This is a genomic window from Desulfoscipio gibsoniae DSM 7213, assembly GCF_000233715.2.
GTDB lineage: Bacteria > Bacillota > Desulfotomaculia > Desulfotomaculales > Desulfallaceae > Sporotomaculum > Sporotomaculum gibsoniae.
Genome location: NC_021184.1, coordinates 3,422,293 through 3,441,202 on the forward strand (window position 1 = coordinate 3,422,293; position 18,910 = coordinate 3,441,202).

20 protein-coding genes and 1 pseudogene are annotated in these 18,910 nt (G+C 45.1%); 7 read left to right on the forward strand and 14 right to left on the reverse strand.

What is annotated here, in order from left to right; all coding sequences use genetic code 11:
* Positions 1-3 precede the first annotated feature (3 nt).
* Both DESGI_RS16125 and dnaK read right to left on the reverse strand, forming a co-directional pair.
* Positions 4-999 (reverse strand): DnaJ C-terminal domain-containing protein, encoded by a 996-nt coding sequence (locus DESGI_RS16125; protein WP_006523400.1) that lies wholly within the window; start codon positions 997-999, stop codon positions 4-6.
* Positions 1,000-1,043: 44 nt separating this feature from the next.
* Entirely contained in the window at positions 1,044-2,948 is a 1,905-nt protein-coding gene (dnaK, locus tag DESGI_RS16130) for a molecular chaperone DnaK (protein WP_006523401.1), read from the reverse strand.
* A gap of 258 nt (positions 2,949-3,206) precedes the next feature.
* Here dnaK and DESGI_RS16135 point away from each other — a divergent pair, with 258 nt between their 5' ends.
* The 3 genes and pseudogenes from DESGI_RS16135 (at position 3,207) to DESGI_RS16140 (ending at position 4,480) form a co-directional block, all read left to right on the forward strand.
* Positions 3,207-3,578, forward strand: coding sequence for a universal stress protein (locus DESGI_RS16135; RefSeq protein ID WP_006523402.1), 372 nt, complete (start codon positions 3,207-3,209; stop codon positions 3,576-3,578).
* 208 nt (positions 3,579-3,786) lie between these two features.
* Positions 3,787-4,110: pseudogene (gene tnpA, locus DESGI_RS23975) on the forward strand (IS200/IS605 family transposase).
* A 190-nt stretch (positions 4,111-4,300) separates the two neighbouring features.
* Positions 4,301-4,480: an HTH domain-containing protein gene (locus DESGI_RS16140; protein ID WP_006523403.1), complete on the forward strand. Its 180-nt coding sequence runs from the start codon at positions 4,301-4,303 to the stop codon at positions 4,478-4,480.
* Positions 4,481-4,734: 254 nt separating this feature from the next.
* Here the strand turns inward: DESGI_RS16140 and DESGI_RS16145 are convergent, their stop codons facing one another.
* From DESGI_RS16145 to DESGI_RS25785, 8 genes are all read right to left on the reverse strand, one after another.
* Positions 4,735-5,322 carry a flavodoxin family protein gene (locus DESGI_RS16145; protein ID WP_006523404.1) on the reverse strand — a complete coding sequence of 196 codons (588 nt, stop codon included), beginning with the start codon at positions 5,320-5,322 and terminating at the stop codon, positions 4,735-4,737.
* Positions 5,323-5,328: 6 nt separating this feature from the next.
* Positions 5,329-6,015, reverse strand: a complete 687-nt coding sequence (gene rd, locus DESGI_RS16150) for a rubredoxin (RefSeq protein ID WP_006523405.1) — start codon at positions 6,013-6,015, stop codon at positions 5,329-5,331.
* Positions 6,016-6,108: 93 nt separating this feature from the next.
* Positions 6,109-6,681 (reverse strand): rubrerythrin, encoded by a 573-nt coding sequence (gene rbr / locus DESGI_RS16155; RefSeq protein WP_006523406.1) that lies wholly within the window; start codon positions 6,679-6,681, stop codon positions 6,109-6,111.
* A gap of 56 nt (positions 6,682-6,737) precedes the next feature.
* Positions 6,738-6,929: a rubredoxin gene (locus tag DESGI_RS23255; protein ID WP_006523407.1), complete on the reverse strand. Its 192-nt coding sequence runs from the start codon at positions 6,927-6,929 to the stop codon at positions 6,738-6,740.
* Between the two features lie 40 nt (positions 6,930-6,969).
* On the reverse strand, positions 6,970-7,344 hold the full coding sequence (locus tag DESGI_RS16165) for a desulfoferrodoxin (protein ID WP_006523408.1): 375 nt from the start codon (positions 7,342-7,344) through the stop codon (positions 6,970-6,972).
* Positions 7,345-7,474: 130 nt separating this feature from the next.
* Positions 7,475-8,662 carry an FprA family A-type flavoprotein gene (locus DESGI_RS16170; RefSeq protein ID WP_006523409.1) on the reverse strand — a complete coding sequence of 396 codons (1,188 nt, stop codon included), beginning with the start codon at positions 8,660-8,662 and terminating at the stop codon, positions 7,475-7,477.
* 374 nt (positions 8,663-9,036) lie between these two features.
* Positions 9,037-10,902, reverse strand: coding sequence for an ABC transporter ATP-binding protein (locus DESGI_RS16175; RefSeq protein WP_006523410.1), 1,866 nt, complete (start codon positions 10,900-10,902; stop codon positions 9,037-9,039).
* Positions 10,899-12,761 carry an ABC transporter ATP-binding protein gene (locus tag DESGI_RS25785; protein ID WP_006523411.1) on the reverse strand — a complete coding sequence of 621 codons (1,863 nt, stop codon included), beginning with the start codon at positions 12,759-12,761 and terminating at the stop codon, positions 10,899-10,901. Before DESGI_RS25785 ends, DESGI_RS16175 begins: the two co-directional genes overlap by 4 nt.
* 169 nt (positions 12,762-12,930) lie before the next feature.
* On the opposite strand from DESGI_RS25785, the gene DESGI_RS16185 reads away from it, so the two are divergent.
* Complete coding sequence (locus tag DESGI_RS16185) at positions 12,931-13,662, forward strand: heparan-alpha-glucosaminide N-acetyltransferase (protein ID WP_006523412.1); 732 nt, start codon at positions 12,931-12,933, stop codon at positions 13,660-13,662.
* Between the two features lie 172 nt (positions 13,663-13,834).
* Here DESGI_RS16185 and DESGI_RS16190 read toward each other — a convergent pair whose 3' ends face one another.
* Both DESGI_RS16190 and DESGI_RS24740 read right to left on the reverse strand, forming a co-directional pair.
* Entirely contained in the window at positions 13,835-14,059 is a 225-nt protein-coding gene (locus DESGI_RS16190; RefSeq protein WP_006523413.1) for a hypothetical protein, read from the reverse strand.
* Positions 14,060-14,178: 119 nt separating this feature from the next.
* Positions 14,179-14,355: a hypothetical protein gene (locus DESGI_RS24740; RefSeq protein ID WP_006523414.1), complete on the reverse strand. Its 177-nt coding sequence runs from the start codon at positions 14,353-14,355 to the stop codon at positions 14,179-14,181.
* A gap of 295 nt (positions 14,356-14,650) precedes the next feature.
* On the opposite strand from DESGI_RS24740, the gene DESGI_RS16195 reads away from it, so the two are divergent.
* The 3 genes from DESGI_RS16195 (at position 14,651) to DESGI_RS16205 (ending at position 17,164) form a co-directional block, all read left to right on the forward strand.
* Positions 14,651-15,574 (forward strand): hypothetical protein, encoded by a 924-nt coding sequence (locus DESGI_RS16195; protein WP_006523415.1) that lies wholly within the window; start codon positions 14,651-14,653, stop codon positions 15,572-15,574.
* 117 nt (positions 15,575-15,691) lie between these two features.
* A complete protein-coding gene (gene cotE, locus DESGI_RS16200; protein ID WP_006523416.1) occupies positions 15,692-16,237 on the forward strand; it encodes an outer spore coat protein CotE in 546 nt (181 codons plus the stop codon).
* Between the two features lie 258 nt (positions 16,238-16,495).
* Positions 16,496-17,164 carry a nucleoside phosphorylase-I family protein gene (locus DESGI_RS16205; protein WP_006523417.1) on the forward strand — a complete coding sequence of 223 codons (669 nt, stop codon included), beginning with the start codon at positions 16,496-16,498 and terminating at the stop codon, positions 17,162-17,164.
* 517 nt (positions 17,165-17,681) lie between these two features.
* On the opposite strand, the gene DESGI_RS16215 is transcribed toward DESGI_RS16205, so the two are convergent.
* Entirely contained in the window at positions 17,682-17,873 is a 192-nt protein-coding gene (locus DESGI_RS16215) for a hypothetical protein (protein ID WP_041284945.1), read from the reverse strand.
* A gap of 176 nt (positions 17,874-18,049) precedes the next feature.
* The gene (locus tag DESGI_RS26185; protein WP_006523418.1) at positions 18,050-18,769 is read right to left on the reverse strand and encodes a methyl-accepting chemotaxis protein; all 720 of its coding nucleotides are present in this window, start codon (positions 18,767-18,769) and stop codon (positions 18,050-18,052) included.
* Positions 18,770-18,910 lie beyond the last annotated feature (141 nt).

The window sequence follows — 18,910 nt, forward strand, 5'->3', positions numbered from 1 at the left end:
CGCTTACACCCCTTTCCTTAACTCGGCCAGTTGGCGGTAAAGCTGCTCCTCTTCTGCCGACAGTTGCCCGGGAATATCGATTTTTATGCGTACATATTGATCCCCCCGGCCTTCCCGAACCGGCAGCCCCTTGCCCCGCAAGCGCAGCCGCTTGCCGAACCGGGTGCCGGGAGGCACCTTCATCAATACGGGGCCATCTAGTGTGGGTACCGAAACCCTATCACCCAGCACAGCCTGCTCAGGTCGCAGGGTTATTTCAGTCTCCAGATCAGTATCCTGCACTTTAAACACGGGGTGCGGCAGCAATCGAACTTTAAGGTACAAGTCGCCCCGGTCACCCCCAGCCAGGCCATCTCCGCCCTGCCCTGCCAGCCTGATGCGACTGTCCTGGTGCACTCCCGGAGGAATTTTTACTTTGAGTGTCTTATGACCCGCTACTTCTCCGATGCCTCCACAGCGATAGCAAATGGTATTTTCAGCATGCCCCGTGCCACCGCAATCCGGACATATTTCCCGGTTGGCCAACTGCAGCACTTTGTCACCGCCACGGTACGCTTCTTCCAGAGTTAGCTCCAACTCGGCCTCAATATCCCGTCCACGTACCGGTCCACGGCGCGCCCCGCGCCCGGCTCTCCCAAAGCCGCCGGGCACAGCACCGCCAAACAACATTTCAAAAAAATCGCTAAACCCCCCGGCCCCGCCAGTGAAATCAGTGTAGAAATGAAACCCGTCCATGTCCGGCGGCGGCCTGAAATCCTGCCCAGCCTGCCAATTAGCCCCCAACCGGTCATATTTGGCCCTCTTATCCGTATCTTTTAGAACCTCGTAGGCTTCATTAATCAGCTTAAATTTTTCTTCAGCTTCTTCTTTTGCTTTGCCCGTATGCAAATCCGGGTGCCACTGCCTGGCCAGCTTGCGGTAAGCCGATTTAATTTCTTTTTCCGTGGCGTCACGACTGACACCGAGGGTTTGATAATAATCCTGATAGGTTACACCCATTTATTTAATCACCTGCCTTGCCGGGTAGTTGTTGTTGTTTTATTTTATCCGTTTGGTCTTTCCTCGTAATCTGCATCCAACACGTCATCGTCACCTCTGTTAGCAGCGTTTCCGTAATTACTGTTACCGGCACCATCGCCTGGACCGGCTTGCTGGTAAGCTACCTGGGACAGGCTGTAAACCGCCTGTTTTAACTCCTCGGTAAGAGAACGAATGCGATCAACGGGCGCGTTTTCTTTAAGGGCAGACTTTAAATCATTTTGCATTTGTTCAATGCGAGACTTATCGCTTACCGGAACCTTATCACCCAGATCCTTTAGCTGACGATCCACTTGATAGATCAAGGAGTCAGCTTCATTGCGCACTTCTGCTTCTTCACGGCGTTTTTTATCCTCCGCAGCATGCATTTCGCCCTCCCGCACCATGCGATCTATTTCCGCCTGATCCAGGCTGGTGGATCCCGTGATGGTAATGGTCTGCTCCTTGCCAGTTTCCTTATCCCGAGCACTCACCTTGAGAATACCGTTGGCATCGATATCAAAAGTGACCTCTACTTGTGGTACGCCCCGGGGCGCGTGGCGAATGCCTTCAAGCTTAAACTGTCCCAGGGAGCGGTTGTCCCGGGCCATTTCCCGCTCGCCCTGCAGCACGTGAATGTCCACAGCAGGCTGGTTATCCTCTGCCGTAGTAAACACCTGGCCACGCCGCACCGGAATAGTGGTATTGCGTTCGATAATTTTAGCCATTACACCACCCAGAGTTTCCACACCCAGAGACAGCGGGGTAACGTCCAGCAACAGCACGTCTTTTACTTCCCCGGCCAGTACACCGCCTTGAACTGCGGCTCCAACGGCCACTACTTCATCCGGGTTAACACCCTGGTTAGGCTGTTTACCACCGGTCAATTCCCGCACCAGGTTTTGCACTGCAAGTATTCTGGTGGAACCGCCCACCAGAATGACATCGTTAATATCTCGGGCCGTAAGCTTGGCGTCCGCTAAAGCCGCCATCACCGGGCCCCGGCAGCGCTCTACCAAATGATGGGTCAAATCTTCAAATTTGGCCCGCGTCAGCTTGGTTTCCAGGTGTTTGGGACCGGTGGCATCAGCAGTAATAAAAGGCAGGCTGATCTGGGTTTCCATAGTGCTGGAAAGCTCCATTTTGGCCTTTTCCGCCGCTTCGGTCAACCGCTGCAGAGACTGCTTGTCATTACGCAGGTCAATGCCGTAATCCTTTTTAAATTCCCCAGCCAGCCAATCCACGACGGCTTTATCGAAATCGTCGCCGCCCAGGTGAGTGTCCCCGTTGGTTGACTTTACCTCAAAAACTCCATCGCCAACTTCCAATATGGAGACATCAAAAGTACCTCCGCCCAGGTCGAATACCAGTATGGTCTGGTTCACCTTTTTATCCATTCCATAAGACAGTGCCGCCGCCGTTGGCTCGTTGATAATGCGCAGCACATTAAGCCCTGCTATTTTGCCTGCGTTTTTAGTGGCCTGCCGCTGGGCATCGTTAAAATATGCGGGCACAGTAATTACCGCATCAGTTACAGTTTCCCCCAGGTATTTGGATGCATCATCTACCAGCTTGCGCAGCACCATAGCGGAAATTTCCTCTGGTGCATATTGCTTGCCCCTAATTTCAAACCGCACAACATCGTTAGGACCCGCTACAACCTTATATGGTACCAGCTCGCGTTCCTCAGCTACTTCAGAATACCGCCGGCCGATAAACCGCTTCACAGAATATAGCGTATTTTCCGGATTCAATACCGACTGTCGCCGGGCAACCTGACCTACCAGCCTTTCCCCGTCTTCTTTGAAAGCCACCACTGATGGAGTAGTGCGAGAGCCTTCCGCATTTACGATGACCGTGGGCTTGCCGCCCTCCATCACCGCCACCACCGAGTTAGTGGTACCAAGATCAATACCCACAGTTTTTGCCATCTCTAAAACCTCCTTAAAAAATTGTGCCGGGTGTTTGCGCATTGTTTAATCTTAACTTTGACCTTCCTTGACCTTATGTTAATGAATATATACCTATTCGTCAATACCCAAAGTTGTAATTTTTATAAATTTTTTATTTTCATCCTTGTGAAATTAGTATCAATCTATTATAATTAGTACAAGATAAAAATACCAATGGCTAAGGAAGCATGAGGGGAAGGGAAGTTCATCTACCTATTCAAGAAAGGGGATTGTATAATGAATGTTTTAGTGCCCGTAGATGGTTCAGACAATGCCATGCGAGCTGTTATTTACGCCGTCTTTCTGGCCAAAGAGAACCCTAACACCCAGGTTACCATCCTTAGCGCAATTCCACCGTTTACCGAAACACGTGCCGGCATGGCTCTGGAAAAAGCAAGACATGCTTTTGTCGATGCAGGATTAACAGTAGATGCAGCACTAGTTGAAGGAGAGCCAGCCGATACCATCATTAAATATGCCCAAGAGCATAATATGGATAACATTATCATAGGTCACCGGGGCATGGGTGCATTAAAAAGCATGGTACTGGGAAGCGTAAGCCAGAAAGTTCTGAGCAAATCAAATAAACCGGTAACAATTATTAAATAATTATATAATTTACCTCCTAAGCAAATCTTAACGCCCTGGCCCATTGCCAGCGGCTTTTTTTAACTTTCCCGCCGGGAAGTCCCCGTCCTGAGCCTTCCTTGCTCGCGAAGCGAGGGCGAAGGGCGGGGATGAGAGGCGGGCCTTGTTTTTCCAGGAACCCTTGTCTTATTTTGGTTCTGTTGTTACAATATAGCCATGAAATACCAACTTGATAGAGGCTGTCATCCAGTATATTCCCTTCGTTTCTATTACGTCTGCTGCGTCAAATACCGGCGCAAAGTTCTCACGCCGGAAATATCAGAGTATCTAAAGAAGGTAAACCAAGACATAGCCGGCAAGTTTGGTGTACAGATAATTGAGCAAGAAACTGATAGGGATCACATCCACATTATCTTTGCATCAAAACCGGAAGTTCAGCTTTCCAAGTTCATCAACTCCTTAAAGTCCACTTCAGCCAGGCTGATATTCCGATCCCGAAAATAAAAAAGAGCTTTGGGGCGGCAACTTCTGGTCGCGTAAGGACCTACTATGAACCAGGAAACTCCGTAACTTTGTTTTGCTCATGGAAGCCCCTTCCTGAGCGGAGCGAAGGGAGGGGTAGTTCACAGGAGATAATATGGGGTATATTATAATTAGAAAACCAACGCTAGGTGAGCACTGAGTATTGTATTTAAGGCATAATTGTGTAAAATGATTATAAAAATTAATCGGGAGTGTTGAAAATGAATATAAATGAAACGGTATTGAAAACTTTGGAAGATTCAAAGGAACCTCTAAAAGCAGGAGAAATAGCAGAGATTGCGGGTGTTGATAAAAAAGAAGTTGATAAGGCTATCAAGGCCTTAAAAAAAGAAGGTAAAATTGCCTCACCCAAAAGGTGCTATTATGACTTAAACAAATAGTCTATCATAACTCGCTCAGGACTCCCACCTTTATAGGCGGAGATGCTTAACATTGCAAACTGGCCAAAACCATGCCCCGCGTAAATGCTGTAGATATAGGATATTAAATATGTTTTGTATTTAATGTGTACAAATACTTGAGTATGTAATAACAGATGTAAAATCAGATAACTTTAAATACTACCCAAAGAGGGCCTGCCGGCCCTCTTTGATGCGCTTGTTATTCTTTTTCCTAACGACTAATTTAAATCACTTTAAGGCTGTTCGTATAGTTTTCTACCGTATTCGGCAGCCTTGGCCAATGCAGTCCCGTGTTTCAAAATATCGCCTTTTTTATCTACCCCGTCAAAGCAGAGAGAAGCCATTAATTCAATTTCCAGCATCTTGAAAAAATAATTAGCTACCCGCTGCGCACCATCAAAAACCCCGGGTAAAGTGGTTCCCGCGCAACTGATAAAAATGCCCCTGCGGGGCTGCCTGTTGGCATCGGTGATCACTTTTTGTTTTAACAAATATTTAGTGGCCCAGAACTGCTGGGCCCGGTCAATAAGCATTTTAGCCTGGGCACAAATGCCCATTGAAAAAATGGGGGCTGCAATAATGAGCCGGTCGACGGTCAGTATTTTTTCATAAATAACTGCGGCGTCATCTTTAATGACGCAGCGGCCTGTTGTATTGCAACCGCCACAAGCCTGGCAGGGTTTATAATTAAACCCTGCCAGATATAAATATTCAGTTTTGCAGCCTGCAGTTGCACAGGCATCCAGAGCATGTCTGGCTAGTATGGCGGTATTTCCATTTTTGCGAGGGCTGCAGGCCAGAGCCAGGCAACTAGTTTTCATGCTAACCTAGTTCTCCGGTGAGAATTCATCCTTACCGACGCCGCACACGGGGCAGACCCAGTCCTCCGGAAGTTTGTCAAATGGAGTTCCCGGGGCAATGCCATTTTCCGGATCACCTTGAGCCGGGTCGTAAACATATCCGCAAACATCGCATACGTAATTATTCATTTTTTCCTTCCCTTCTGCCTGTTTTGGGACATAAGCAGGGGTGCTCCGGGGTACAGAACCTCTTTTTACCTGGTGGTAATAGGCGTAAGTCATGGGAATACCTTCTATAAGTACCTCGGCGTTGGTTATCCGGCCGATGAAGATATGATGCGTTCCTACATCTACTTCGTTTATAACTTCGGCCTCCAGGTAAGCCAGCACATGATCCAAAATGCATGGCACTCCACTGGTACCTGTTTTATATTTAATATCTTTGAACTTATCAACATCTCTTCCTGATTTAAAACCAAATTGTCCTACCAATGACAGAGGGGCTTCCTGGGCCAATATAGAAATTCCGAAAACTTTGCTTTCTCTGATAAATTCGTTGGTTAAGTTTTGTTTATTAATGCTCACCGCCACGGTAGCCGGTTCGCTGGAAATTTGAAAAACAGTATTAGCTATTTGCCCGTTAATTTGGTCCCCTTTTTTGCTAGTGATGATATATAGACCGTAACTGATCTTATGCAGAGCTTTTAAATCCAATATATTACACCTCCTTAAAAAGCAGATCTTACATGCGTTACTAAAAAATTATTACCGGTTTATGGTTTTTTATACCAGGCCGTGGGTTTATGATTAATAATTGGGGCACCACAGCTCATAATAACTTTTAGGGTGGGCGCAGGCCGGGCAATTTTCAGGAGCTTCCGTACCCTCATGCAGATACCCGCAATTGCGGCATTTCCAGGTTACTTTTTCCGACCGCTTAAATACCTTGTTTTGCTGAATATTTTCTAAAAGAGCTTGGAAGCGTTTTTCATGACCTGCTTCTGCTACCGCAATGGCTCTGAATACAGCGGCAATTTCCCCGAAGCCTTCTTCTTCCGCAATTTTGGCAAACTCAGGATACATTTCGGTATGCTCGTGATTCTCCCCGGCTGCGGAGGCCTGCAAATTTTCTATTGTGGTGCCGATTTTCCCTGCGGGAAAGCAAGCGCTAATTTCAAGATCCCCGCCTTGTAAAAACTTAAACAGCCTTTTGGCGTGCTCTTTTTCATGATCTGCAGTCTCTACGTATATAGCCGCGATTTGTTCGTAACCCTCTTTTTTAGCTACGCTAGCAAAATAGTTATAGCGGTTTCTAGCCTGGGATTCCCCCGCAAAAGCGGTGAGGAGGTTTTTTTCAGTACGTGTTCCTTTAATTTGCAAAATAATCACTCCGTTTTTAATATTATATTTAACCATTGGACCTGCAAGCTGACTATTTAACGCCTGGGGTTATTTCTCATAGCTTGGTGGGCTTGATATTCAATAACAAAACGATCTTTTTCCGCCAGGCATTCCGGACATACCCAGTCATCGGAGAGTTCTTCGAAGGAAGTGCCGGGAGCCACTTCATCGGTGCCTTTGGATGGGTCATAAACATAACCACACAGTTCGCATACCCACTTGTCCATATTAACTAATCCCCTTTTCACACCGATATTTGTTTATTAATTAAGCCTTCCAGTTGCCGTGCAGGTTACAGTAGGCCCGGGCTGTAATGTTGTCGGCGCTGATATTGAATACCGCCTCGGGCTTGTCTCCGGGTTTTAAAAACTGCCTGTATGTTTGGTCTTCCGTAATTACTTCTATCCATTCAATATAATGTTTTTCTTCCATAGGATGGGCTACGCTCCCCACCTTGATCGTTACTTTGCCATCAGCTTTTTCCACCACGGGCACGTGTTTTTCCCTGGCGGCGTCCACAGTGTTTTCCGCCAGCAAGACCATTGGTTTGTTACAGCAGACCAGCTGTCCTTTGCCTGCATGCAAAACTTCCACAATATTACCACAAACTTCACACTTATAAATTTGTCTTACTTCGGCCATTAAAAAAACCTCCTTTTATTTTAACTATTAATTAAGTCTTAGATTAATTTTTACTAAATGGAATCCCTATTTTTACTGGTAGATCTTTTCAACAGGTGGCAATTATTTAGCTGTAAGGTTATTAAAAGAATTATTCTATATTCGTAATTAATTCGCCCAGCTTTCTACCCGCATCTTTGACTGATTCCAGTTCTTGATCGTCGGGTAGGTATTTTATATTAATGGTGTCAAGGGGCATTTCCATGCCCATTTCCTGCATAGCCGCTGCTACTTCCCGGGCGCCTTGCCCCCCCCATCCGTAAGAACCAAAGGCAAAACCTAGTCGTTTTTGGGGCCGTAATCCTTTGATGTAGGTGAGAAATGCGCTGACTGTGGGCAGCATGCCGTTGTTTAAAGTGGGCGAGCCGATTAATATGGCCTTGGATACTAGTAAATCAGTCATGATTTCAGATATATGACTGGTTTGTAAAAATCTTACCGTAACCGGCACGCCCGCTTCCTCCAGTCCGGACCGCAGAGCTATGGCAATCTTTTTGGTGGAATCCCACATGGTGTCATAAACAATCAGTGCCTGTGGCTTAGTTTCATTACTGGCCCAGCGGCGATATACAGGCAATATTTTGTCTATATAAGAACGCCAGATGATTCCGTGGCTGGGGGCGATAGTGTCGATTTCCAGTTGGCCAACCACATCAAGAGCTTTTAGCACATTATCGCCATATGGAAGTACAATGTTGGCGTAATATGTAGACGCTTCTTCATGTACAATGTCCCAGCCTATCTCATCATCAAAACGTTCAGCGCTGGCGATATGCTGGCCAAAGGCATCGTTGGGCAGCAATAATTTTTCCTCCGGGATATACGTAACCATAGAATCAGGCCAATGCACCATAGGCACATGAACAAATTTTAATGTGCGGGCACCGATGTTTAATTCCTCGCCTGACTTGACAACCATAAAGCTCCAGTTGTCACGTTTGTAATACCGCTGTAGCCCTTTTTTGCCTTGAGGTGAGGTCACTAACCTGGCGTTTGGGGCAACCTCCATTATCCGGGGTAGTCCGCCGGAGTGGTCCAACTCCACGTGATTGGAAATCACGTAGTCAATGCGGGCAGGGTCAATAATTTCTTTAATCCTGTCCAGCATTTCATCAAATAGATAGTGTTTAACGGTATCTACCAGTGTAATTTTATCGTCTATGATCAGGTAGGCATTGTAGGTAGTGCCCCGGGGGGTTACATAGCCGTGAAAATAGCGTAGATTCCAGTCAATTCCTCCTACCCAGTAAATACCAGGCTTTATTTGTAATGGACTCAAAAAGCATCTAACCTCCTTTTTTAGAGTGCTTAAATCACTTACTAATTTATACGTATTATAAATTAGTAAGCTGTATCTTGTCAATCCTATTTTAAATAAATTTACTTAAAAAATTGTTATTATTAGCATGTTCCAGCTATCTTGTCCTTAGCCCTACCAAGGTGAAGAACATGATTTTCTCGTAAAAAACATCCGTAAAGACGGTTTTCATTCCGTGCTCTCAATATAAACTACATCAATTACATACTGTTTAAGTATTTATTAAAATTTGATTTGGTATAGGCACATCGTATATATAATAGTTATGCTATAATACTTTGTGGTTAAGTAACCCTTTGGAGGTAGAAAGCACGGAGGAAGAAAGGGAACCGTCCCTATGCTTCCTCTGCAAACTGGCTGTAATAGAGGTCGGCATAGAAGCCGTCCCGTGCCAGCAGCTCTTCATGGCGACCTTTCTCTACCACACGGCCTTTATCCATTACCAGAATTAAATCTGCATCCCGGATGGTGGAAAGGCGGTGGGCGATCACGAAACTGGTCCTTCCCCGCCGTAGTTCATTCATAGCCTTCTGAATTTTTATTTCGGTTCTGGTGTCAACGCTGCTGGTGGCTTCATCAAGAATCAGGATGGCCGGATCGGCCAGAATGGCCCGGGCTATGCTTAAAAGCTGCTTTTGCCCTTGGGATATATTGGATGCCTCTTCGTTTAACAGCGTGTCGTAACCATCGGGCAGCGTCCGAATAAAGTGGTCGGCCCCGGCGGCCCTGGCGGCCTGGATCACTTCTGCTTCGGTAACCCCTTCACGACCGTAGGCTATATTATCCCTGATAGTACCGTTAAACAGCCAGGTATCCTGCAGCACCATGCCGAACAGGCTGCGCAAATTGCCGCGCTTGAGCCGCGCAATATTGATACCGTCAATGGTTATTTGCCCGTCGTCCAATTCATAGAAACGCATCAGCAGATTGACCAGGGTGGTTTTACCCGCACCTGTAGGTCCCACTATGGCAACGGTCTGACCTGACCGCACGTCAATATCCAAGTTTTCTATTAATGGAACATCTTGTTGATAGCTAAAACTGACACCGCTAAACTTAACCTCGCCCTTGGGGGAGATGATGACCCCGGCATCGTGGGGTTCCGGCACTTGTTCCGGTTCATCCAGCAATTCAAATACTCGCTCGGCAGAGGCAATGGTAGATTGGATGATATTGGCCATATTAGCCGCCTGGGTTATGGGGTGAGAAAACTGCCTGGCATATTGGATGAATGCCTGCACATCCCCAATTTTTATGGCCTGCCTGGTCACCAGTACCCCGCCCACCACGCATACCATGACATACCCAATGTTGTTAATGAAATTCATCAGCGGCATAATAATCCCTGATATAAACAGCGCCCGCCAGCCTGAGTGGTATAGCTTTGCGTTAATTTCCTCAAACCGGGCGATGGACTTATCCTCGTAACCAAATGCTTTTACTACTAAATGGCCGGTATACATTTCCTCCACGTGACCGTTTAACTCACCCAAAGCCTTCTGCTGTCCCACAAAAAACTTTTGCGAGCGAGAGGCAATAGCCCTGGTGACGATAAAACTAAGGGGCAAAATCAGCACCAGCAGAAAAGTCATCAGCGGGCTAATGGTCAGCATCATCACAATCACGCCCACCAGTGTAACCAAGGAGGTAACTAACTGGATAATACTCTGCTGCAAAGTACTGCTGATATTATCTATATCATTGACCACCCGGCTCAGAATTTCCCCGTGGGTGTGTGCGTCATAAAACCTAAGGGGTAACCTGGCAAGTTTATGGTTAACTTCTTTGCGCAGGTCATAAACGGTCAGCTGGGCAACTGAGGACATTATATAATTCTGGAGATAGCTGAACAACGCACTGAAGATGTACAATCCGCCCAAGACCAATAAAATATGCAGTATATATTTAAAATCAATTCCAGCCCCCGGCACACCTTGGATTAGGCTCATCACATCATCGAATAACCTGGTAATGGCCGCACCTATAAGCTTGGGGCTCACAATATTGAATAAAGTACCCAGCACAGCCGTGCCAAATACGGCCAGCAGTTGATACCTGCGAGGCTTTAAATAACCCAGCAGCCTGATCAAAGTTCCCTTGAAGTCCTTTGCTTTCTCTACCGGCCTTACCATGGGTGGCCCGGTTCCGGGACCCCCGCCGTGCTTACCGTTAAACCTGCGCCCGACACGACCTCCGTTCATGCCAGTTCCCCCCCCGCCAACTGCGAGGACACAATTTCACGGTATACCTCACAGGTTTCCATAAGCTGCCGGTGTTTGCCCAGACCTGCTATGCGCCCTTTATCCAGTACAATAATTTTATCTGCGTTCAGTACCGTGCTGACCCGCTGGGTAACCATCAGCACCGTGGCACCGGCGGTTTCCTTTCTAAGAGCCGCCCGCAGCTCGGCATCGGTTTTAAAGTCCAGCGCCGAAAAACTGTCGTCAAAGAGATAAATCATGGGCCTGCGTACCAAAGCCCGGGCAATGGTCAAACGCTGTTTCTGGCCTCCCGAAACATTGGTACCCCCCTGAGCAATAACGGTGTCAAAGCCGTCCTTCAGATCGGCGATAAATGAAGCGGCCTGGGCCACCCGGGCTGCTCGCCAAATCTCCTGGTCAGTGGCATCCTCCTTTCCATAGCGAATATTATCCGCTACGGTGCCGGAAAATAGCATAGCCTTCTGGGGCACCAGACCGATTTTAGCCCGCAAATCAGACTGTAACCACTGGCGCACATCCACGCCGTCAACCAGAACGCCGCCACTGTCCACATCATAAAAACGGGGAATCAGGTTAACCAGTGTGGATTTGCCAGATCCGGTGCCGCCGATGATGGCCGTAACTTCACCGGGTTCAGCGGTAAAGGATATGTTGGCCAATGCCGGCTTTTCCGCCCCCGGGTAACTAAAGGTGACATTAATAAACTTGATACAGACCCCGGAAGACCCTATAGTCTCAAGTAGGGCCATCTCCCGTTTGGAGGATATGCCATCGGTGACATTCCCTGTTGGGGGAGATGTACCCATACTTTGGTGTGAAGTGTCTTCCCTTTGCTCAAATTGCGTAACGCAGTCAGGGATACCGGCCTTCCCTGCCCCGGCAGTGTCCCTAATAACAGGGGCCGTGTCCAGCACCTCGTTAATCCGGGCAGCGGATACCGATGCACGGGGGATCATCACTATCATCATCGAGAACATCATCAGCGCGAACAATATCTGCATAGCATACTGAATAAAGGCCATTAAATCACCTACTTGGATGCCGCCATGCTCAATGCGCAAACTACCGAACCATATGATTCCTATAATGGAGAAATTTAGCACCAGCATCATCAGGGGCATCATGGTGGCCATCACCTTGTTGACCTTGATGGCGGTGCCGGTAAGATCCAGGTTGGCCGCATCAAAACGCTCCTGCTCATAAACAGCGCGGTTAAAGGCCCGGATTACCCGAACTCCGGTGAGGTTTTCCCGCAGCACAAGATTTAATTTATCAAGCTTGGCCTGCATGGCTTTATATAGAGGCATACTTTTGGCCATCACCACGTAGACAGATGCCACCAGTATGGGAATGACCGCGACAATCACCAGAGACAGGCCGGCATCCTTGGATACCGCCATAATGATGCCCCCCGCGCACATCATAGGAGCCCGTACCATCATGCGCAGCATCATGGTCAGCAGCTGCTGGACCTGGGTGATATCATTGGTGGCTCTGTTAATAAGCGAGGCCGTACCCAAATTATCAAACTCCTGCAGCGAAAATTCTTCCACATGTGCAAAAACCCGGCCGCGGAGTAATTGGCCGAATTTAGCTGATATCTTAGCCGATGAAAAACTAGCTACAAAGGCGCAAACCGTACCCCCGGCAGCCACCAACAGCATAACCACGCCCATCTTTATAATATAGGAAATATCGCCCCGCACTATCCCTGTATCTACAATATCAGCCATGATAGTAGGCAGATATAATTCCGCCAGGGATTGCAAAAAAATTAACACAAGAATGAAAGCTACCACGATACGGTAGGGCTTGATTATTTTGAAAAGCTTTAACAAGCCTGATCAACTCCGCTTCTTAAATTCCAACGTTAAATTTATCATAGTGCCACCAACTAATACGGTCAATGGTACTATTTTATTAGCATAGCTTAACTTGCCCTTTTGTTACCTTGTTTGTTATAGTGCAGATAATGACTCCTATCCACAAAAGAAGGAATTACTAACCATGAAAAAGCCTGTTAATCAGCGATTATGGGAAATCGATATACTAAGAGGCATAGCTTTGGTCTTGATGGTTTTCTATCATCTTCTTTACGACCTAAATGTGTTTTTCACCTTTAACATCGCTTATAATAAGGGTTTATTTTACTTGATAGGTAAATCAGCTGCCATATTATTTATTCTGGTAGCCGGAATTAGCAGTTCTTTCAGTAAAAATAATACTCTCAGGGGCCTAAAATTAATTATCTGGGGCTACGTTATTTTTCTGGTAACCTACATAGTTGTGCCGGGCTCTAACATTGTATTCGGAATACTGCAGTTTTTAGGCGTTTGCCTGTTGCTTTACCCGGTCTTTAAAAAAATTTCTCCTTATGTACTGGCAGCAGCGGGAACGACTATTATTTTGACCGGTGAATTCACTGCACAATTATCAGTAGGCCAAAATTGGCTTGTGCCGCTGGGGCTTAGGGAACCAAGCTTTTCTTCCGCAGATTACTTTCCGTTAATCCCCTGGCTCGGAGTTTTTTTATGGGGAGTATCAATAAGCAAAATAGTCTATAAACAAAAAAAAAGCTTAATCAAAGCAACAAACAAGCTTTTTCAACCCCTTGCCGTTATTGGGAAACATACCCTTATTATTTATCTTGTTCACCAACCCGTAATTATGGCTGTTTTGTATTTAATAATCGATCCACCTGGATTCTTTAATATGCTCGAAAATATAATCAAAAAATAAGTATTATATTAACTGTTTAATATGCAGGCCTTGAATTTGTTAACGCTTTTTGATTTAAATTTCAAACGGATTTGAAAAACTTTAAGCCCCGGGCTTTGCCCGGGACTTATTTAAGCTAACTTGAGGATCCAACGATAAGGTTAACTTTATCCAATTATATTAATATATAGTTTTATACGTTAAATAATTTAGTTAATTTTTGAAAAGGAGATCTCTCAGCATAATAACTGAGCTGCCCGTCAAGGGATTTTAAAAATTGGTCCAGGCCTGACATCTTAATTCCCGTCTGATTTAGAAAATTAGACAAATCGGGAGCACTTCCTATATTGGGATTTGTTCCCGGCTGTTGGAAAAAGTCAGCAAATTGGCTATTGCTTAAAACCTTTTCATCTGCCAAAGCTTCACTACCCCCTTATTACAAAACTGCATAGCCGTGTAAATTAATTGGGTCACATGGAGTACGGCTATATTCCTTACGTACGATATCGTCATTTCTAATTCAGGTAACAAATATTATTATACAAAAGCAGCTATTGAATTATATGGAATCCAAAGTATACCTGCGAGTTGAACCGCATCACCTCTTACGTCAGTAACTAGCGCCGGACCGGAAATAATTAAACCATCTCCTACATTCCAAGCAACCGTTGCCAGTGCACCAGTAATTTGCTTTAGCCTAAAAGCAGTTTCCATACTCTATACCTCCTTTGCATTTTTGTTAAAATATACTATGATTAGCAGTTTCAGTTTGCTACATTAAGACAGAAACATTTTTATATTAGCAAATATCCACCATAGTGGCATTAAATGGGAATTAAGCTAAAAAAGCCTCCTTATTTTTGTGTATAGTTACAACTTTCATGTACGGTAATTAAATGCATATTGTTGCATAATTTGTCAAAAGATCCTTTTGCACAAAATTTAAATTGATTACATATTTTAATACATAAAATTTTTGACCTAATTTCTTAAAAGGAGGTGTTTATCCTTGATTATAAAGAGCGTTGATGATTTAAAAGCGATGGATCCCGCACTATTAAAAAAACTTGGATTAAGAAAAATTACTGCTAATGATATTGCCAAACTTGGCCTGCGGGTTTTTAATTCCGGTGACGTTGCCAAAATTAACACCAAGCCCTTTGACATAAACGACTTAGCACAATATGGTCTTAAAAATTTTTATACCACCGAGTCTGCTGAACATTGGCTTAATAACTTAACTTCTTCTAAAAGCCAGCCTAAACAAAATAGTACTCAACCAAATGATAACCCGGTTAATTTTACAACTGATACTAGTAATAATTCGGTCAATTCACAGCAAACCGCAAATAAAGCCGGCATATCAAAAGAAGCTCTTGGTATAGAACAAAGTAATGTAATTAAAAAGCGTCCATATCCTAGAAGAGGGTGGCCATTTTTGTGGGGACGCCCTGCTTTTGGCAGAACAAGAAAGAATCATTATAGTACCGGCTCAAAGCAAGAGGAGCAAAAAGAAAAACTGCCCAAGGACAGTGATTTACCAGGAAATCATCTAGAAGATGCTTTACAACAAACCAGTGAGATGGGTCAAAAAATAAGTTCTATGAACTTGCCGGTAGGGAAAAAAAAAGGGGAAAACAAAGTAATGGACAGTGAAATAAGTGCCATTAACCTGGATGAGCTACAGAAGGTAAAAACTAATTCTAAAGATGCCTTTGAAGACAATCTCGTAAATAATTCTGAAGGTAATTTTGAAACTGTTTTTGATCATCCCCCCGTAGATAACAATGATGACATTTCTAATAAAGAGACGGAGAATATGGAAAGAATTTTTCAATTAGAAAGTGTAAAAGAAGGAATTGAAATACAAAGAAATCCTTATAAAGTTATGACAAAAAATCTTTGCCACATATGCAAAACAGATAACTATTGATAATTCCTTATGATTTTATCGCACACTTACCTCAACAAAACATATTATATCTTGACGGTACAATGTGGAGTACAAACGTGGGAACATCACAATCAAGTTTTCATGGGAGGGATAAAAATGAATGAATCGGCTGGAACAAAAAATAGTAAGTTTGGCTTCCCCGGGGAAACCTTTCGAGAAATTATCACTAAGGCTGTATGCGGAAAGGCACAAAAGTCAATAAAACTCAATGAGTATATCAAAACACCCGATAGCGTAGTACCCAACCAGATCTTAGGTTGCTCCGTAACTGAACTATTACTTAACGAACCGGAGGTGAAAGATGCTGATAATAATGTCATTACTGTTGTTGCCGGAGGGGTTTTTAAAATAAATATTTGGTATGCGTATAACAACGGTAAGGAAACAGACGTACTGAAGTACCCGGTTAAATTCGCTGAATCCCTAGCATTAAACGACTATGATTGCCAAACAGCGGGCTCACTGGATGTTAGGGTAACCGTAGACAAAAGCCCGGTGGTAGTAAGCTCCGAAATTACTGAAGATCACCGGATCAAATTAGACGTTGAGATGGATCTTTCCACCGAAGTAATTGGCGAAACTAAAATGCTGGTACAGGTATATGTACCCGGTTGCAATGATGATGAGGAGGAAGAGGATTAAACTCTGTATTGCATATTATTAAGTACAATAAGTGTATAACCGGAGCACGTCTTTGACGTGCCTTTTTGTTTCTCATTGAACCGTCTGTAAGCAATTCTTAAGGCTCTAGCCCTAGTCATAGCCATGATATGGCCAGATCCTTCTCCTAATTAAAAAAAAACAGCCTGCTTGTAACCAAACAGCTTTTAACAGAATAGTTTAAAATGTGAAGTAAGTGGCAGGCAATAACCACTTATATAAAATATCCGAGGTGATACAATGCCTAAACAGCTTTTATTAAACAGAGGTTTTGAAGATGGCCTTACAAACTTCAATATCCAGGGCACCGTCTCCAGTAACATTGATATTGCGCATTCCGGCATCAAATCAGCTTTATTACTGGCTAATCCTACCCAAATTGCCGAGTTGTCACAAGCAGTTCCTTTTATGATGCCGGGCAGCCCTATTAGATTTTCTTTTCGCGCCAGGAAATTCCTTAATAATGATGTTCAATGCGTATCAAACGTAAGGGCCGAGGTCAATTTCATCAATGCAACTGGAGCTATTATTCCACCCGGTTTAGTTATTAGTATAAGGGGCCGTGATCTTTCTAAAAAAAGATGGAGTTATTATGATGAGTACGCCGAAATACCCGTTGACGCTGTGGCGGCCCAGGTGGTGATCCGTCTTGAGTCGCCCCAAATAGGAAGCAGTGGCCTGCTGGTTGACGATCTTGCACTGGTTGGTGAAGCTATCTCACCTTTATCCTTAACTACTACATCAATACAACCCACATTAATACCAAACCCGGCCCATCAAGCCAATACGTCATTACCGGGTTGGCCCATTACAAACATGGCCCCACAGCAGCCTGAACAAAAACTGAAGGGTCAGGACTACGATAGGCCAACAAGAGAAATTGTGCTTGGTGAAAAAGAAGAAAAGTAAAAAAACATTTAATAAGCCCTAACACCTTCAACCAAACAAGGTGTTCGGGCTTTAATAATGCCCACCGCGATAGTAACAAATATTCCATTGGCTACATATATTGGCATATAATATAATGAGAGGAGGCTTAACCCAATGCCATTTTTCCCACCATTCTTTTTCCGGATTGGAATCCCTATTTTTCCCTTAATTTTTCCCTTTGTCTGGGTGTTTTTGCCTATACTGTAAATTAGTGAAAACGGGTAGGATTCAATTCTACCCGTTTTCATTGATATTGCTTAATAATTTAATTGTTTAAGCAATAATCCACATATAAACCACTAAATCACACATTCCATATATTGCAACAAAAACCATGTACTTTGTAACCAAATAAATTAAGCTGAATATGATAGAAAATGAAAAAAAATAGAGGTGATATTATTTTGGCCAAACAGCTTCTACTGAATAGGGGTTTTGAGAATGAACTTGAAGGCTACATTAGCCAGGGTGCAGTTTCAACCGATAATGACATTGCCTACAGTGGCGCAAAATCAGCAAAGCTGGTTGCTACGCCAACCTCCATTGCGGAGATATCCCAAGTAGTCTTTTTTATTCCCCCTTCTACTCCGGTAAAGTTTTCATTTCGCGCCAGGAGATTTAAAAGCGATGATGTAGAAAACGTGTCGAATATCAGGGCTGAAGTTAATTTCATCAGCCCGCTGGGCACGACTATTCCACCCGGTATAGTGATTACTATCAGGGGTCGTGATATTGGGAAAACATGGAATTATTACGACGGATATGCTGAAGCGCCCTTATTCTCCATAGCAGCTCAAGTAATCATCCGCCTGGAACCACCTGCCAATGGAAGTAGTGGCTTGCTGATTGACGACCTGGCCCTGGTTATCGAAACGGCCACGCCTGCACCGCCGCCAGTCCCGGCACCCCCAGGGCAGCAAGTAAACCCGGTATCTCCCGGGTTGCCTTTCGCACCCCCAAACGCAGCCCCGGCACCACCAGCGTTCCCCGGGTTGCCCTTTGCTCCGCCGAACGTTGCTCCGGCACCTCCGGCGTTCCCCGGGTTGCCCTTTGCACCGCCGAACGTTGCTCCGACACCTCCGGCGTTCCCCGGGTTGCCTTTTGCTCCGCCGAACGCAGCTCCGGCACCTCCGGCGTTCCCCGGGTTACCTTTTGCTCCGCCGAACGCAGCTCCGGCACCTCCAGCGTTCCCCGGGTTGCCCTTTGCACCCCCAAACGTTGCTCCGGCACCTCCGGCGTTCCCTGGCTTGCCCTTTGCTCCGCCGAACGTTGCTCCGGCACCACCAGCGTTCCCTGGCTTGCCTTTTGCTCCGCCGAACACAGCTCCGGTGCCGCAGGCAATGCCAGCAAATTTGCTTGATCTATTGTTTCCGGGCTCATCTTTGGCAAACTTGGTGCCGGAAGGCACCGGTATATCGGATAAAGAAGATCAAGGAAACTGTAAGACAAAAGACAACAATACCACTGGTGCCGAAAGGCACCGGCATATCGGACAAAGAAGATCAAGGAAACTGTAAGACAAAAGACAACAATACCACTGATCCCGAGCAAAACAGAAAATAACCTAAAATACTCCAGGATCACCCCCAATCCCCCTCATCTCCAATAAGAGAAGGGGGATTCACTATTTTTTAAAAAAATAAAAAGAATACTCTGCACCATTTACCAATATCCCCATATTATGTTATATACGGTCGATTGCCATTATTTAATATAAAACTTAAG